The sequence below is a fragment of the Pseudomonas phytophila genome, assembly GCF_025643095.1.
Classification (GTDB): domain Bacteria; phylum Pseudomonadota; class Gammaproteobacteria; order Pseudomonadales; family Pseudomonadaceae; genus Aquipseudomonas; species Aquipseudomonas quasicaspiana.
This window is the reverse complement of record NZ_CP081201.1, coordinates 2,405,682-2,422,904: the sequence shown is the minus strand read 5'-3', so window position 1 is coordinate 2,422,904 and position 17,223 is coordinate 2,405,682. Positions and strand designations below refer to the sequence as shown.

Genomic DNA, 17,223 nt, shown 5'->3' with positions numbered 1-17,223 from the left:
TGTCGCGCAGCAAACACAGACCCCGTAGGAACTGCCGAAGGCTGCGATCGCGGTGTATCAGGAGAAATGCATCGCAGCCTTCGGCAGCTCCTACAGAAAATGCATTCCAATCCAGTATTTTGCTGTTGTTTGATGAGGGCGAACTTGTTCGCGAGGCGGTGTGCCTGAATAACCGCGTCATGCCCTCTCGCCAACAAGTTGGCTCCTACCGTTGTTCTGCTGCGACCCAAAGACCATGACCACACCCACCCCCTGCTACCACTGCGCCCTGCCCGTCCCGACGGGCAGTCGCTTTACCGCCGTCGTGCTCGGAGAAACCCGGGCGATGTGCTGCCCGGGGTGTCAGGCCGTGGCTGAGTCTATCGTCGCTGGCGGGCTGGAAAGTTATTACAGCCATCGCGACAAGGCATCGGCCAACCCTGACACCTTGCCCCTGCAATTGCCGGATGAACTGGCACTGTACGACCGCGCCGATGTGCAGGCTCCGTTTGTTCGGCATCAGGGCGAACTCGCAGAAACGACGCTGCTGATGGAAGGCATCAGTTGCGCGGCCTGTGGCTGGCTCATCGAGCGTCACTTGCGTGCTCTGCCTGCGGTGGCTGAAGCACGCCTGAACCTGTCCAGCCACCGATTGCATGTCAGTTGGTCAGACAGCCAGATGCCGTTGAGTGAGCTGCTCGGCCAATTACGCAGCATCGGCTACGTTGCCCACCCTTATGAGGCCGACCGGGCCACAGCAAAACTCGCTGAAGAAAACCGCCTGGCGCTGCGACAGCTCGGCGTGGCCGGTTTGCTGTGGTTCCAGGCGATGATGGCAACCATGGCCACATGGCCGGAATTTAACATCGACCTCAGCCCGGACATGCACACCATCCTGCGCTGGGTCGCGATGTTTCTGACGACGCCCATCGTCTTCTACAGTTGCTCGCCATTCTTTCGTGGTGCTGTGCGCGACCTGCGCACCCGCCACCTGACCATGGACGTTTCCGTATCCCTGGCGATTGGCGGGGCTTACGTCGCGGGCATCTGGACCGCCATCACCGGCAACGGCGAGCTGTATTTCGACGCCGTAGGCATGTTCGCCCTGCTCCTGCTGGCCGGGCGCTATCTGGAACGCCGCGCCCGGGAACGCACTGCGGCGGCCACCGCCCAACTGGTCAATCTGCTACCCGCGTCCTGCCTGCGTCTCGATGACCAGGGTCAGACAGAGCGGATTCTGCTCAGCGAACTGCGCCTGGGTGATCAGGTGCTGGTGCAGCCCGGCACCGTGCTGCCTGCCGACGGCAAAATCATCGAAGGCCGCTCAAGTATTGATGAATCGCTGCTGACAGGCGAATACCTGCCCCAGCCGCGAAGTTCCGGCGATGCAGTCACGGCGGGCACCTTGAACGTTGAAAGCGTGCTCACAGTGGAAGTCCTGGCGCTGGGCCACGAGACGCGCTTGTCAGCCATTGTTCGCCTGCTCGACCGGGCACAGACAGAAAAACCCCGACTGGCGGAAATCGCTGATCGGGCGGCGCAGTGGTTCCTGTTGCTTTCACTGGTTGCAGCAGCGGTTATAGGCGTCATCTGGTGGCAGATCGATTCGTCGCGAGCATTCTGGATCGTCCTCGCTATGCTGGTCGCCACCTGCCCGTGCGCCCTATCTCTCGCGACCCCGACAGCGCTCACCGCCGCCACCGGCACGCTGCACAAATTCGGTCTGTTGCTGACCCGCGGCCATGTCCTTGAGGGACTCAACCAGATAGACACGGTGATTTTCGACAAGACCGGCACCCTGACCGAAGGAAAACTGGCGCTGCGCAGCATCCAGCCGCTGGGCGAGCTGGACGCCGACGCGTGCCTGAGCCTCGCCGCCGCGCTGGAAAACCGTTCGGAGCATCCCATCGCAAAAGCGTTCGGCCGCGCCCCCATTGCAGCCGGGGAAGTCTTCAACCGAACCGGGCTGGGCCTTGAGGGCATCGTCAACGGTCAGACGTTACGGATCGGGCAAACGGCTTTTGTCTGCGCCTTGAGCGCCAGCGATCTTCCCCCCGCACCGACGCACTCCGGGCAACATCTGTTACTGGGCGACCGCAATGGGCCGCTGGCCTGGTTCATTCTTGATGATCGCCTGCGTGAAGACGCCCACGAACTGCTGCAAGCCTGCAAGGCGCGCGGCTGGAAAACCCTGCTGCTGTCCGGTGACAGTTCGCCAATGGTTGCCCAGGTCGCCGCCGAACTGGGCATCGACGAGGCCCGTGGCGGCCTGCGCCCTGACGACAAGCTGGCGGTGCTGCAAGCGTTGCATCGTCAGGGTCGCAAGGTTTTGATGCTCGGCGACGGCGTGAATGACGTGCCGGTACTGGCGGCTGCCGATATCAGTGTCGCCATGGGCTCGGCCACGGACCTGGCGAAAACCAGCGCCGATGCGGTGTTGCTATCCAATCGCTTGCAGGCGCTGGTTCAGGCCTTTGCTCTGGCGCGCCGGACTCGCCGGGTAATCATCGAAAACCTGCTCTGGGCCGGGCTTTACAATGGCCTCATGCTGCCGTTCGCGGCGCTGGGCTGGATTACACCGATATGGGCTGCGGTAGGCATGTCCATCAGTTCGTTGACGGTGGTACTCAACGCCCTGCGCCTGACTCGCGCGCCGTCCGTCACAGACGATAATCGGCAGTGTTCCCCGGAGGCTTTATGCCAGCGCTCTACATCATGATCCCGGCGGCCTTGCTGCTGGTCGGCGTGGCGATTTACATCTTTTTCTGGGCAGTGGACAGCGGCCAGTACGACGACATGGAAGGCCCCGCCCACAGCATTCTTTTTGATGAGCAGGACCCGAAGCATCAGGCGGCGGTGGATGAGGTTGCGGGAAGGAAAAAAGATGAATCTGATGTTTGAGCCCAATCCCGAGCAAACGCCGGATCCTGTTGGAGCGACCGGAGTGGCGCTCCAACTAGCCCGCAATAAGGCTGGACGCGTTAGACCTGATATCCGAGGCGTCTACATCGCGGGCAAGCCTCGCTCCTATCAAACAAACTACAACTATTTGATTTGGAGTACTTTTTCATCTGTAGGAGCGCGCTTGCCCGCGATCGCGTCAGCACAGGCAATATATTCATCGACTGACAGACCGAATCGCGGGCAAGCGCGCTCCTACAGGGTCCGTGTTTGCTGCGCGACAGCGTGGTGTCAGGGACACCGGGGCGACTCCCACAGGGATTTGCGACAGGCCAACACTCATGGCTGACCTTGCACCGTTATTAATCTCAGCCCTGATCCTCGGTCTGCTTGGTGGCGGTCACTGCCTGGGCATGTGCGGCGGGTTGATGGGTGCGCTGACGCTCGCGATTCCGAAGGAGCAACGCAGCCGACGTTTCCGACTGCTGCTGGCCTACAACCTTGGAAGGATTTTGAGCTACACCTGCGCAGGTCTGCTGACCGGCCTGGCAGGCTGGGCCGTGACCAACAGCCCTGGCGCAACGACCTTGCGAGTCATCGCCGCACTGCTGTTGATCACCATGGGCCTGTATCTGGCCGGATGGTGGAGCGGCCTGACCCGTATCGAACGCCTGGGCCGCGGGCTGTGGCGCTATATCCAGCCACTGGCAAGTCGCTTGCTGCCAGTGTCGAGCCTGCCTCGGGCGCTGTTGCTCGGCGCACTGTGGGGCTGGCTGCCGTGTGGTCTGGTTTACAGCACGCTGCTCTGGTCGGCGAGTCAGGGTGACGCCATCGACAGCGCCCTGCTGATGCTGGCTTTCGGTGTCGGCACTTGCCCGGTGCTGCTGGCCACCGGCCTTGCGGCGGAGCGCACGACCGCGTTTTTGCGTCAGCGTGGCGTACGCATGGCGGGTGGCCTGCTGGTGATTGCCTTCGGACTCTGGACACTGCCCGGCCCGCATCAGCACTGGTTGATGGGCCATTGATCCATATCAAAGGATCGAGCGCGCACTTCCCTAGACTGACCAACACTGCCAGCCTACCCAGGGAACGCCAACATGCTCGACGCCATCCGTTGGGATTCTGATCTGATTCGCCGCTACGATCTGGCGGGCCCGCGTTACACCTCCTACCCCACAGCGGTGCAATTTCACACTCAGGTCGGCGCTTTCGACTTCTTGCATGCGCTTCGCGACAGCCGCAAGGCCATTCGTCCCCTGTCGCTCTACGTGCATATCCCGTTCTGCGCCAACATTTGCTACTACTGCGCATGCAACAAAGTCATCACCAAGGATCGTGGTCGCGCCCAGGTTTATCTGCAAAGGCTAGAGCATGAAATCCAGATGATCGCCAGCCACCTTGATCCTGGTCAGGTCGTCGAACAACTGCACTTTGGCGGGGGCACGCCGACCTTTCTCAGCCACGACGAACTGCGTCAGTTGATGAGCCATCTGCGCCAGCACTTCAACCTCCTGGACGATGACTCCGGCGACTACGGCATCGAAATCGACCCGCGCGAAGCTGACTGGTCAACCATGGGCCTGCTGAGGGAGCTGGGTTTCAACCGGGTCAGCCTTGGGGTGCAGGATCTGGATCCGCAGGTTCAGCGTGCGGTGAACCGCTTGCAGAGTCTGGAAGAAACCCGGGCAATTATCGAAGCCGCACGGACCTTACAGTTTCGCTCGGTCAACATCGACCTGATCTACGGCCTGCCTAAACAGACGCCGCAGGGCTTTGCCCGCACAGTGGACGAAATCATTGCCCTGCAACCCGACCGGTTGTCAGTGTTCAATTACGCGCACCTGCCCGAGCGCTTCATGCCGCAACGGCGCATCGACAGCAACGATCTGCCGCCGCCGGAAGCCAAGCTGCAGATGCTCGAACACACCATCGAGCAATTGACCAAAGCCGGATACCGCTACATCGGCATGGATCACTTCGCCCTGCCCGACGATGAACTGGCCATTGCGCAGGAAGAATCGACCCTGCAACGCAACTTCCAGGGCTACACCACACATGGCCACTGCGACCTGATTGGATTAGGGGTCTCGGCGATCAGCCAGGTTGGTGATCTTTACAGCCAGAACAGCAACGACCTGGCTGACTATCAAAGCCAGTTGGCCAGTGACCAGTTAGCAACCAAGCGTGGCCTGATCTGCAATCAGGACGATCGCCTGCGCAGAGCGGTGATTCAGCAATTGATCTGCCATTTCAGTCTGGATTTCGCCGATATCGAAACCCGGTTCGATATCGACTTTCGGGCTTGTTTCAACGATTTGTGGCCGCAGCTCAGCAGCATGGCCAGCGACGGGCTGATCAGCCTGGAATCCACAGGCGTTCAGGTGCTGCCCGCGGGCCGATTGCTGGTGCGCTCGGTATGCATGGTGTTCGATGCCTACCTGACCCAGCAGAATCGCCAGCGTTTTTCACGGGTGATATGAACGGCGCTGACCTGTAGGAGCTGCCGAAGGCTGCGATGTCGGTGTGTCAGAAGGATCGCTTTCGCAGCCTTCGGCAGCTCCTACAGGACGGGCCGCTCGCTTACATCTTGGCCAGCATCAGCATGCTGGCCTTGGCTTTATCGTCCGACTTCAACTGCAACGCGTTCATGACGTTGGACAGATCACCAGCGGAGGTACTGATCTGACGCTGATAAACCGCCGAAACGGTTTGCAGTGCAGCCGCTTTGGCCTGGCGCATATCGGGGCTTAAGGACTTGTCGTTCAGGGTCTTTTGCAACTCGGTATTCGATTGCGCCAGCCTTTTCTGGGTATCACGCAACGAGATGAGGGCCTTCTGCACCGGGTCAGGCAAACCACTTTGCTTGATATCAGCATTGGCCGAACCCGTTAACGCCGCACGCGCCAGGCCGGCCGGCGAAAGATTGACTTCTACGCTCTGCGAGGCTGGCGCAGTCGGCGTGCTCTGTGGAGCGGCCTTTTCGGCAGCGGTTTTCTGCGCGGCGGCATTGGATGCCAGAAAAGCCCGACTGATGGCGGTAAGCGCGGATGACCACATGAGCGGCGACCTGTTCAAGATGCGGATTAACCAGAACTATCGACCAATGCACGCAAAGCTTGATAGCCATCCGGCGGCTCGTCACTGGTCTGAACAGTCCTGGGTGGGTTACCCTTATGACTTATGTGTGATTAACCACAAGGAATAAAGTGATGCCCGAGCCAGTCAAAGTACGCGCTCATACCCAGGCCCATTGCAAGGATTGCAGTCTGGCTCCGCTGTGCTTGCCACTTTCCTTGAATCTCGACGACATGGATGCCCTGGACCAGATCGTCAAACGCGGCCGACCGCTGAAAAAAGGCGAGTTCCTGTTCCGTCAGGGTGACACGTTCGGTTCGGTTTACGCGGTACGCTCCGGCGCACTGAAAACCTTCAACATCAGCGACGGTGGCGAAGAACAACTGACCGGCTTCCATTTGCCCAGCGAACTGGTGGGCATGTCGGGTATGGACGCCGAAGCCTATCCGGTTTCGGCCCAGGCGCTTGAAACCACCTCGGTCTGCGAAATTCCCTTCGAGCGTCTGGACGAATTGTCCGTGCAATTGCCACAACTGCGTCGTCAGTTGATGCGGGTCATGAGCCGGGAAATCCGTGACGATCAGCAAATGATGTTGCTGTTGTCGAAAAAGAACGCGGACGAGCGCATCGCGACATTTCTGGTCAACCTGTCCGCACGCTTCCGTGCCCGGGGCTTCTCGGCCAACCAGTTCCGCCTGAGCATGTCGCGCAACGAAATCGGTAATCATCTGGGGCTGGCGGTGGAAACCGTTTCCCGTGTGTTCACCCGTTTTCAGCAAAACGAATTGATTGCAGCTGAGGGCAAAGAGATCAGAATCCTTGATCCGATCCAGCTCTGCGCACTGGCAGGCGGGGCTATCGAAAGCTGAGGGTGCGATTCAGGGCTGACGCCTTTAGACTAGGCCATCGATACAAACCTCCAGCCCTGGACCCATTTGATGATTTTCGACGAAGCCAGCTTCAAATCCCTGATTCGCCCGGTAGTGGACTTTCCCAAGCCGGGCGTCATCTTTCGCGATATCACCCCGCTGTTCCAGTCTCCCAAGGCTACGCGCCTTGTGATGGACAGCTTCGTGCAGCGCTACATAGAGGCTGACTTCAGCCATATCGGCGTGATGGACGCACGGGGTTTTCTGATCGGTTCGATTGTGGCTTATGAGCTGAACAAGCCGCTGATCCTGTTTCGCAAGCAGGGCAAATTGCCTGCTGACGTCCTGTCAGAGGGTTATCAGACTGAATACGGTGAGGCATTTCTCGAAGTGCACGCCGACAGCCTGTGCGACGGTGACTCTGTGGTGATGTTCGATGACCTGATCGCCACTGGCGGAACGCTTATCGCCGCTGCCAACCTGATCCGCCGCATGGGCGCGAAGATCCACGAAGCTGCTGCGATCATCGATCTGCCGGAATTAGGCGGTTCAAAGCGCCTTCAGGACCTGCAGATTCCAACGTTCTGCCTGACGAGCTTTGGGTTGACGGAGTAAGACTTGAATCTGCGGAGGATTCTGTTGGCTGCAATCTCGTAGGACCGGCTTTAGCCGGGAGAGCGGTATTTCTCACGAGGAATATGTAGTGAATGTCCCGACGCCCTCCCGGCTAAAGCCGGTCCTACGGGTTTACTAAAGCCTGTGGGAGCGAATTCATTCGCGAAGGCGGAGGGTCATCCACAAAAAATTATTGAGGACGACCCATTCGCGAATGAATTCGCTCCCACAGTAAATCGCATTTCAATCCAGAGATGAATGCGCGGCCTGATTAAGTATCAGTGCTTACAACGCAATCGGCTTACGCCCTGCAAACGAGTGCGCCAGCGTCCCGCCATCCACCAGTTCCAGCTCGCCACCCAGTGGCACGCCATGAGCGATGCGTGAGGTGATCAGACCTTTGTTGGTCAGCAACTGCGCGATGTAGTGTGCGGTGGCTTCGCCCTCGACCGTAGGATTGGTCGCCAGGATCACTTCACTGAAGGTCCCCTGCTCGTTGATGCGTGCCAGCAGTTGAGGAATACCAATGGCTTCCGGGCCCAACCCGTCCAGTGGTGACAAGTGGCCTTTGAGCACGAAGTAGCGCCCGCGATAACCGGTCTGCTCCACGGCGTAAACATCCATCGGCCCTTCCACCACGCACAGCAGTGTGTCGTCGCGGCGGTTGTCCGAACATTGCGGGCACAGATCGTCTTCAGTCAGGGTGCGGCACTGCCGACAGTGCCCAACCCCTTCCATCGCCTGGCTCAACGCCAGCGCCAGTCGTGAACCGCCACTGCGATCACGCTCAAGCAATTGCAGCGCCATGCGTTGCGCAGTTTTTTGACCGACACCCGGCAGGGTACGCAGGGCATCGATCAGTTGGCGAATCAGTGGGCTGAAGCTCATGGAGAAAGGTCCGACAAAAACACAAGACGCGGTTTATACCCGCGCCCTGCCTGTAGCGTCAATCAAGGGTTACGTCATGCGTCTGAGACGTGAACCACCAACTTGCCGAAGTTGCGTCCTTCCAGCAGACCAATAAAGGCTTCTGGCGCCTGCTCGAGGCCCTGCACTATGTCTTCACGGAATTTGATCTTGCCCTGTGTGACCAGTGGCGTCATTTCGCGGAAGAACTCTTCGTGGCGATCACCGTATTCTTCAAACACGATAAACCCCTGCATGCGGGCACGCTTGGTCAGCATCGTACGCAACAGCAGCGGCAGATCGTTCGGGCCTTCAGGTACGCCCTGGGCGTTGTACTGCGCGATCACGCCACACACGGGAATCCGTGCGCGAGGGTTGAGCAGCGGCAGGACTGCATCGAAAACCTTGCCGCCCACCAGCTCGAAATAGATGTCGATGCCTTTACCGCAGGCCTGCTTCAACTCTTCTGCAAAGTTGTCGCTCTTGTGGTCGATGCAAGCGTCGAAGCCCAGCTCATCAACAACATAACGGCACTTTTCTGCACCACCAGCAACGCCCACCACTCGCAGGCCCTGCAACTTGGCCACCTGACCCACCACAGAGCCTACAGCGCCTGACGCCGCGGCAACGACGAGTGTTTCGCCTGCCTGTGGCTTGCCGATGTCCATCAATCCCATGTAAGCGGTCATGCCAGGCATGCCCAATACGCCTACAGCCATGGAATCGCTAGGCAGGTCTTTCGGAATGACTTTCAATGCAGCACCATCATTGATGCTGTGAGTCTGCCAGCCGGTCTGGCCAACTACGCGGTCGCCGACCTTAAATGCAGGATTACGCGACTGCTCGACGATGCTGACCGCACCGCCTTCCATTACCGCGTCGATTTCCACCGGATCGGCATAAGACGGTGCATCGCTCATGCGTCCGCGCATGTAGGGGTCCAGTGAAAGATAAAGGGTGCGCAACTGCACCTGCCCTTCCTGCAGATCGGGCAGCGCTTCACGCTCCAGTCGGAAGTTCTCCGGGGTCGGTGCACCGGTCGGACGCGAGGCCAGGACAATTCGCTGGTTAAGAATCAATTCTTGGGTCATTAAAGCGGCTCCTTGGAAATGAATTCTATGGGGTATGCAGAAGCAGACCATCGTGAGGCGGGGGCGTTCGATTGAATACCTCTAGCCCTGTTGGAGCGTGGCTCGCCCGCGAAAAAATCAACCGGATTCATCTGCCCCACCGCAGCGCCTGTATCGCGGGCAAGCCCGGCTCCCACGGATCACCGCGAAATCTCTGTGGGAGCTGAGCTTGCTCGCGAAGAAATCAACCGGGTTCATCTGCCCCACCGCAGCGCCTGTATCGCGGGCAAGCCCGGCTCCCACAGATGAACACCGTCTCCTGTTGGAGCGAGGCTTGCCCGCGATGAAAGCAACCGGATTCATCTGCTCCACCGCAGCGCCTGTATCGCGGACAAGCCCGGCTCCCACAGATGAACACCGTCTCCTGTTGGAGCGAGGCTTGCCCGCGAAGACATCAACCGGATTCATCTGCTCCACCGCAGCGCCTGCATCGCGGGCAAGCCCGGCTCCCACAGATGAACACCGTCTCCTGTTGGAGCGAGGCTTGCCCGCGGTGAAAGCAACCAGATTCATCTGCTCCACCGCAGCGCCTGTATCGCGGGCAAGCCCGGCTCCAACGGATCACCGCGAAATCTCTGTGGGAGCTGAGCTTGCCCGCGAAGAAATCAACCGGGTTCATCTGCCCCACCGCAGCGCCTGCATCGCGGGCAAGCCCGGCTCCTATCAAACAAACTACAACTATTTGATTTGGAGTACTTTTTCATCTGTAGGAGCGCGCTTGCCCGCGATCGCGTCAGCACAGGCAATATATTCATCGACTGACAGACCGAATCGCGGGCAAGCGCGCTCCTACAGGGTCCGTGTTTGCTGCGCGACAGCGTGGTGTCAGGGACACCGGGGCGACTCCCACAGATGAACACCGTCTCCTGTTGGAGCGAGGCTTGCCCGCGAAGAAGTCAACCGGGTTCATCTGTTCCACCCTTGAAAACAAAAATGCCAGGCACTTGGCCTGGCATTTTTGGGGAACAACCTGCAATCAGAACGGCAGCTTCATGCCCGGCGGCAATTGCATGCCAGCGGTCATGCTGGAAGTCTTTTCCTGGCTGGCCTGTTCGATTTTGCGTACCGCGTCGTTGACAGCGGCAGCGATCAGGTCTTCCAGAACTTCTTTGTCTTCCTGCATCAGGCTGTCATCCAGATTGATGCGCTTGACGTCATGGCGACCGGTCATCACGACGCTGACCAGGCCTGCGCCCGATTGGCCGGTGACTTCGGCATTGGCCAGTTCTTCCTGCATCTTGGCCATTTTTTCCTGCATTTGCTGCGCCTGCTTCATCAGGCCAGCCATGCCACCTTTCATCATGGGATATCTCCTCGAAAGTTGATTGTGTTAGCGGGTAGGAAACCATTCGGCCTCCCACCGTCAGTTAATGAGTCTGAGCCACCGGGGCATCCACGGGCTTAATCGTATCCTCCCGGATCACTGCGCCAAACTGTTCAAGCATCTGCTGGATGAACGGATCAGCATGAATCGACGCCTCTGCCTGCCGCTGACGCTCCACGCGCAACCGCGAAGCCGCCTGCGCAGGGGTTTCCTGCTCGGGCTTGATCAACTCGATCTTGAGGTTGATCGTGCGCCCGGTAAATTGATTCAGGCCATCGTTGATACGGCGCAACTGGGTTGCGTTGAACAAGGCACTGTGCCCCGGATCCAGGTGCAGCAACCAGTCATCACCGTCCATCGCGACCAGCGTGCAGTTGGAGGCAATGCTGCTGGTCATCCCGGAAATCGGCAACTTGTTAAACATGTCCAGCCATTCAGCAGCCAGACCCGTCGCTGGTTTGGCCGCCGGAGCCGGTTCAGGTTCGACCTCTTCAGTGACGGTTTCGTGCGCCAGTTCATCAAGGAAACTATAGGACGCGGGATCGATGTCCACATCCGGCTCAACATAATCATCATCCGGTGGCGGCTCGTCATCGCGATCCGTCGGGGCGGGCACGTAAGCATCGGGGATGGCTTCAAGCATTGCGGGCGTCACGGCCTGCTCGGCAAAAGCCTCAGGCTGTGGCGCTTCCACCTCCGGCGCATCCGGGACCGGACTGGCTGGCGCGGGACCTGGCATCGGAGTGAGTTCCGGCTGTTCAGCGACGGTATCCAGCACTGGCTCGGCGACCAGTTCCTGGGCAGGCGTAGCAACCGGCTCAGGTTCGGATTTTTCCTCGGCTGCTGGCGGCAACGCTTGCGGCTCGTTCCAAGGCAGGTCAACCTCTTCGACCGGCTCAGGCTCACGAGCGGCAGGCACAGGAGTCGGCGCAACTGCCTGCGACTCAGCCTCGACAATCGGCTCGGCGACCGGCGCTGCAACAACAGGAGCGGCGGCCTGGACGGGAGCAACGGCTACCGGCGCGACAGCTGTCGCACCGGCCACTTGTTGTGGGGAATCAACTGTGGCCGGGTTGATTCCCACTGTCTTTAGCGGCTGCCTCGGGGCATCACTGCTGTCTGCGGGACGGAACGCCAACATCCGCAGCAGGACCATTTCGAAGCCGCCGCGCGGATCCGGTGCCAATGGCAGATCGCGTCGGCCGATCAAACCCATCTGGTAGTAAAACTGTACGTCTTCGGCAGGCAATGCCTGGGCCAGCGCAAGCACCCGGTCGCGGTCGCCGTGGCCGTTATCGACACCTTCGGGCAGCGCCTGGGCAATCGCCACGCGGTGCAGCACGTTGAGGATTTCCGACAACACGCCATTCCAGTCAGGGCCCTGTTCGGCCAAATGTCGGACGGCTTCGAGCAAACTGCGGGCATCGCCGTCGATCAAGGCGGTCAGCACATCGAACACCTGCCCGTGATCCAGCGTACCGAGCATCGCACGTACATCGGTAGCCATGACCTTGCCTTCGCCAAAGGCAATCGCCTGATCGGTGAGGCTCATGGCATCGCGCATGGAGCCGTCGGCGGCACGCCCCAACAACCACAGCGCGTCGTCTTCAAAAGGCACATTTTCGACGCCCAGCACATGGGTCAAATGCTCGACCACGCGCTCCGGCGTCATGTTTTTCAGGGAAAACTGCAGGCATCGGGACAAAATCGTCGCGGGCAGTTTTTGCGGATCAGTGGTCGCCAGAATGAATTTGACGTAAGGCGGCGGCTCTTCAAGCGTCTTTAGCAGGGCGTTGAACGAGTGGCTGGAAAGCATATGCACTTCGTCGATCAGGTAGACCTTGAAGCGCCCGCGGCTCGGGGCGTATTGCACGTTATCCAGCAGTTCGCGGGTGTCCTCGACCTTGGTGCGGCTTGCGGCGTCGATCTCGATCAGGTCGACAAAGCGCCCTTCGTCAATCTCGCGACACACCGAACAGGTACCACAGGGCGTCGAAGTAATGCCTGTTTCGCAGTTCAGACACTTCGCGATAATCCGCGCGATAGTGGTCTTGCCCACCCCCCGGGTGCCGGTGAATAGATAGGCATGGTGCAGGCGCTGACTGTCCAAGGCATTGATCAGGGCCTTCAGCACATGGGTCTGGCCGACCATTTCGCGGAACGAGCGCGGACGCCATTTACGTGCAAGAACCTGATAACTCATGGAAAACCGTCGCAACTGGGAAGCGGAAGACCGCTAATGCTAGCGGAGCAGGGGCAAAATTGCATCTGGTGTCCTCCTCTATTCTGACTAAGCTGTGCAAATGGATGTGAAGACACGCCGTAATCGGGTCTTTAGAGAGCGTTTTATACATGGCTCGTAGTTGAGGGACCTACTATGCGACGAATCCGCGTCAGTCTCGTAACGCTATTGCTGATGGTTGCCTTGCCTGTGGAGGCGACAGAACCGCCCCTGCGGTTTTCGGTAGCGGACAGCTGGTCGATGCCACTGGTCCAGCTGGACAATCATCAACCGACATCCGGAATTCTGTACGACATCATGCAAAGCCTCGCGCGTCAGGTAGGCCGTGAAGCTGAATACCGCGTAATGCCGCGCCCGCGGGTTCAGGGGGCGCTGGAGCGTGGCGAAATCGACATTCGTTGCTATGCAGCACAAGCCTGGGTGCCGAATCTCTCGGGGGATTACTTCTGGAGTCTACCGATCCTCTATCAGCGCGACTTGCTGATCGCCTCCGCCGCAACCGCCGCAGGGCCCTACCCCGAACAGTTCGATAACGAAACCATTGGCACCGTGCTGGGCTACAACTACCCCGACCTGCAATACCTGTTCGATAACCACCAACTGGTTCGCGAGGACGCCCGCAGTCAGGAGCAGACACTGCGAAAACTTGTTGCGGGACGCTACCACTACGCAGTAGCCAGCCAACTGGTGCTGGACTGGCTCAACCGTGACTTACCCGCCGATGAACAACTGAAATCCGTTGCCCTTATCGCTGATCAGCCGGCTGGCTGCATTATTCGTAACGATCCGGGCCTGCCAACGCAGAAAATTCTGCGCACGCTGGTACGCATGAGGGTTTCGGGTGAAATCCAGCAAATCGTTGATCGTTACACGGCGCCACGCACGTGAAAACAACCCCGGACACAGCGTGTAGAAGGCGCTGTCGCAATACCGTCATATAGCGTGGATACGCTCGCCTGAAATATTTGGCAACATTTATCCTGGGCAGGTAATCCACGATGAGCGACAAACCGGACGATAACTCGCAGACCGACCCTGGCCGCCGCCGCTTTCTGGGCGGCATGGCTGCATTAGGGGCAGGCATGACACTGAGCGGCTATGCAAAGGCTCAGGAAAAACCACCTGCATCAACGCCTGCCGCCGCACCTCTCACCGGTATGGCGCTTGATAAGGCACTGCGCGACAACGTCAAAACCATCGTGGTGATCTACGCCGAAAACCGCAGCTTCAATAATCTGTTCGGTAATTTTCCCGGTGTGGAAAAGCCGCTGTCATCGCTGAAACCCGCCGACTATGAGCAGCGCGATCGGGATGGCTCATTGCTGAAGACCCTGCCACCGGCCTGGGGCGGCGTTCTGCAGATGGGGCCACAAACGGTTGACGGAGTGAGTTACCCCGCTGGCGGGCAGTTTCAGGAAAACCTGCCCAATGCGCCCTTCCCGCTCAAAGGCATGAACGGCGAAGACTTGCCTCTGAGCCTCGTGACCCGAGACCTGTGGCATGTGTTCTATCAGAACCAGATGCAGATCAACGGCGGCAAGAATGACCGCTTCGTCGCCTGGGCCGATTCGGGTGGTCTGCCCATGGGCTACTACGCACAAAGTCAGTATTCGTTGCGCCTGTGGGACGTTGCCAGGGAATTTGTGCTCTGTGACAACTTCTTCCAGGGTGCCTTTGGCGGCTCATTCCTCAATCACCAATACCTGATTGCCGCCACCGCGCCGATTTACCCGAATGCTGCCAACTCGGCGGCTAAATCACAGATAGCCCAATTGCAAAGCGATAATCCAAAAGATCCGCGCCTCAAGCCACTGGAGCAGTCCCCGGCCAGCGCCATGACCGGCGCACCGCAGTTCGGCCCCAGCGCACTAACGCCCGATGGCTTTGCGGTTAACACTCTGGCACCGCCGTTCTGGCCGACCTGGCTGCGTGACCCGGCAAAACCGGACTACTCCAAGCCTGACCTGCCTAACGTGCTGGTGCCGCAAACTCACGAGCACATTGGCGACAAGCTTTCGAAAAAGGACATCGACTGGGCGTGGTACGCGGGTGCCTGGCAGGTCACGCTGGATGAATTCAAGGACTCTACCGGCATCCCGAAGATCCCTAACTTTCAGTATCACCATCAGCCGTTCAACTACTTTGTACAGCAAGGCCCGCAAAACCCGGCCGAGCGCAAAAAACGCCTGCGCGATGGCGGGTTGGGCGATGAGGTCAGCAGCAATAAATTCCTCGCCGATGCCGAAGCAGGCAAGTTGCCTGCCGTGACGTTCTACAAGCCTCAGGGCAACCTGAACATGCACGCCGGATACGCTGACGTCGCGGCTGGTGATCGGCATATCGACCGGGTGATCAAAGTGCTGCGTAACAGCCCGCAGTGGGAAAACATGGTCATCGTCATCACAGTGGACGAAAACGGCGGCTGGTGGGACCACGTGGCGCCACCGCAAGGCGATCGCTGGGGGCCAGGCACGCGCATTCCGGCATTGGTGGTCTCGCCTTTCGCCCGCAAAGGCACGGTGGATCACACTGTTTACGATACTGCCTCGATCCTGCGTCTCATCACCCGGGTTCACGGGCTGGAAAAGCTTGATGGTCTGAAGGAACGCGATCAAGCGATGACCGCTCGCGGGCAGACGCCCATGGGCGACCTGACCAACGCGCTGCAATTTCCCGCGTGATGAGCTGATTTATAGCGACGTAGGTTGACCCGCAGGACCGAATTCATTCGGGAAGACGGTATTTCCGGCAGCACACGAGCTGCGATCTACTCACCCCTTCGCGAATGAATTCGCGTCCACGACACTTCGCAAATCGCAGGATCACACCAGAACCTGTGGGAGCGAGGCTTGGTCTGGGCGGCATTCCGACGAGACAAGCACCGCGGTCTATCTGATAAACCGCGGCGCCCTTATCGCGGGCAAGCCTCGCTCCCACATAGACCGCGCTATTCCGTAGGACCGGCCGGGCGGCGTTCCGCTTTAGCCGGGAGGAAGTCCGAATGTTCGCTAAACTTTCTTTGGCGACATGCCGCTCTCCCGGCTAAAGCCGGTCCTACCAGATCAAGAGCTAGCTTGTAGGCAAACATACGGTCGCGTACCGCTCACCCGGCCAGGACCACCTGATCACGCCCCTGCTGCTTGCCCTGATACAACGCCTGATCCGCTCGCTTGAGGGCGCTTTCAAAGCTTTCTCCCGAACGGATTTGGCTCACAGCCAGGGTTGCCGTAACGGTCAGCGGCCCCTGATCCACTTGCCCGACCCATTCGCGGATGCGCAACAGGATTCGATCAGCCACGGCCTGCGCCGCTTCTTCAGAGGCATCGGGCATCAACACCAGAAATTCCTCGCCGCCCCAGCGAGACGCCACATCTGTCGCACGCACATTGCTGCTGATGGCGTCAGCCACCCGCTGAAGGATCAGGTCACCCTGCTCGTGGCCCAGGCGGTCGTTGATCTGTTTGAAGTGGTCGACGTCCAGCAGAATAATCGCTGACGGCACCGAGTCGGCCAACTGCCGTACACCGAGCATCACCCGGCGTCGGGTGTAGAGGTTGGTCAGACTGTCGCGGTTGGCGGTCTGAAACAGGCTCAGTTGCATGGACCGCGTGAAGCGTACCGACAGAGCGGTGCCATGTAATAAAACACCGACCGCAGTCAACACATTGATGATGCCGAGTACATCAAGTAACTGCGGGGATACGCCAGAATTTATCCCCATGTATCCACGTAGAGCGAAGCCGCCCACCGATATCACAAGAATTGCCAAGTTAAGCAATAGCCGTATCCGACGAGCACTCTGGAAACTGAATGCGATGATCGGGATCACGCAATAGAGGTAGAAGTAGAAATTACTGTTCCAGCCCAGTATCCAGGTAGCCAGTAATGCATGAAGGATGATTTCTCCACTCATCAGCATGCCAGCCAGGCTGTAATGCCCGGCGCGGATGGCTCTGAGGCACGCCACATACGCCAGAATGCTGAAGCCGTTGCCCACCGCCAGCAAAGGGACTTTCAGCGCGCTGAACAAGACAAACAAAACGAGATGAATACAAAAAGCAATCTGCACGATGGGCACGATGTGCTGCCAGAACTGTGCGGTGGTTTCACGCAACAGTTGCGCACGGTCACTCGCCGATAGGGTGTTCATGAAGCAGCCTCAGTGGGGTGATGCATCGCAGC

General features: G+C 59.1%; 14 protein-coding genes. 8 read left to right on the top strand and 6 right to left on the bottom strand.

All coding sequences use genetic code 11. The features are described 5' to 3' along the window. Positions 1-235 precede the first annotated feature (235 nt). The 4 genes from K3169_RS10875 to hemN all read left to right on the top strand — a co-directional run bounded on the left by K3169_RS10875 (position 236) and on the right by hemN (position 5,360). The gene (locus K3169_RS10875; protein ID WP_263271408.1) at positions 236-2,698 is read left to right on the top strand and encodes a heavy metal translocating P-type ATPase; all 2,463 of its coding nucleotides are present in this window, start codon (positions 236-238) and stop codon (positions 2,696-2,698) included. Continuing rightward, positions 2,677-2,880, top strand: coding sequence for a cbb3-type cytochrome oxidase assembly protein CcoS (ccoS, locus tag K3169_RS10870; protein WP_027902726.1), 204 nt, complete (start codon positions 2,677-2,679; stop codon positions 2,878-2,880). Before K3169_RS10875 ends, ccoS begins: the two co-directional genes overlap by 22 nt. A 341-nt stretch (positions 2,881-3,221) precedes the next feature. Further along, the gene (locus K3169_RS10865; protein WP_263271407.1) at positions 3,222-3,905 is read left to right on the top strand and encodes a sulfite exporter TauE/SafE family protein; all 684 of its coding nucleotides are present in this window, start codon (positions 3,222-3,224) and stop codon (positions 3,903-3,905) included. A 72-nt stretch (positions 3,906-3,977) separates the two neighbouring features. Then, positions 3,978-5,360 carry an oxygen-independent coproporphyrinogen III oxidase gene (gene hemN / locus K3169_RS10860; RefSeq protein WP_263271405.1) on the top strand — a complete coding sequence of 461 codons (1,383 nt, stop codon included), beginning with the start codon at positions 3,978-3,980 and terminating at the stop codon, positions 5,358-5,360. A 100-nt stretch (positions 5,361-5,460) separates the two neighbouring features. On the opposite strand, the gene K3169_RS10855 is transcribed toward hemN, so the two are convergent. Then, positions 5,461-5,937, bottom strand: a complete 477-nt coding sequence (locus K3169_RS10855) for a hypothetical protein (RefSeq protein WP_049827012.1) — start codon at positions 5,935-5,937, stop codon at positions 5,461-5,463. 152 nt (positions 5,938-6,089) lie between these two features. On the opposite strand from K3169_RS10855, the gene fnr reads away from it, so the two are divergent. Together fnr and K3169_RS10845 are read left to right on the top strand one after the other, a co-directional pair. Next, positions 6,090-6,824, top strand: a complete 735-nt coding sequence (gene fnr, locus K3169_RS10850; RefSeq protein ID WP_027900958.1) for a fumarate/nitrate reduction transcriptional regulator Fnr — start codon at positions 6,090-6,092, stop codon at positions 6,822-6,824. A 69-nt stretch (positions 6,825-6,893) separates the two neighbouring features. After that, positions 6,894-7,439, top strand: a complete 546-nt coding sequence (locus K3169_RS10845) for an adenine phosphoribosyltransferase (RefSeq protein ID WP_027900957.1) — start codon at positions 6,894-6,896, stop codon at positions 7,437-7,439. Positions 7,440-7,724: 285 nt separating this feature from the next. Here K3169_RS10845 and recR read toward each other — a convergent pair whose 3' ends face one another. From recR to dnaX, 4 genes are all read right to left on the bottom strand, one after another. After that, on the bottom strand, positions 7,725-8,327 hold the full coding sequence (gene recR / locus K3169_RS10840; protein WP_027900956.1) for a recombination mediator RecR: 603 nt from the start codon (positions 8,325-8,327) through the stop codon (positions 7,725-7,727). 74 nt (positions 8,328-8,401) lie between these two features. Further along, on the bottom strand, positions 8,402-9,436 hold the full coding sequence (locus tag K3169_RS10835) for an NADP-dependent oxidoreductase (protein WP_263271403.1): 1,035 nt from the start codon (positions 9,434-9,436) through the stop codon (positions 8,402-8,404). 1,015 nt (positions 9,437-10,451) lie between these two features. Next, on the bottom strand, positions 10,452-10,778 hold the full coding sequence (locus tag K3169_RS10830; protein ID WP_027900954.1) for a YbaB/EbfC family nucleoid-associated protein: 327 nt from the start codon (positions 10,776-10,778) through the stop codon (positions 10,452-10,454). 64 nt (positions 10,779-10,842) lie between these two features. Beyond that, the gene (dnaX, locus tag K3169_RS10825) at positions 10,843-13,002 is read right to left on the bottom strand and encodes a DNA polymerase III subunit gamma/tau (RefSeq protein ID WP_263271402.1); all 2,160 of its coding nucleotides are present in this window, start codon (positions 13,000-13,002) and stop codon (positions 10,843-10,845) included. A gap of 213 nt (positions 13,003-13,215) precedes the next feature. Here dnaX and K3169_RS10820 point away from each other — a divergent pair, with 213 nt between their 5' ends. Together K3169_RS10820 and K3169_RS10815 are read left to right on the top strand one after the other, a co-directional pair. Then, positions 13,216-13,929, top strand: a complete 714-nt coding sequence (locus K3169_RS10820) for a substrate-binding periplasmic protein (protein WP_231666655.1) — start codon at positions 13,216-13,218, stop codon at positions 13,927-13,929. A 110-nt stretch (positions 13,930-14,039) separates the two neighbouring features. Then, positions 14,040-15,722 carry an acid phosphatase gene (locus tag K3169_RS10815; protein WP_122396527.1) on the top strand — a complete coding sequence of 561 codons (1,683 nt, stop codon included), beginning with the start codon at positions 14,040-14,042 and terminating at the stop codon, positions 15,720-15,722. 422 nt (positions 15,723-16,144) lie between these two features. Here K3169_RS10815 and K3169_RS10810 read toward each other — a convergent pair whose 3' ends face one another. Beyond that, a complete protein-coding gene (locus tag K3169_RS10810) occupies positions 16,145-17,191 on the bottom strand; it encodes a GGDEF domain-containing protein (RefSeq protein ID WP_263271400.1) in 1,047 nt (348 codons plus the stop codon). Positions 17,192-17,223 lie beyond the last annotated feature (32 nt).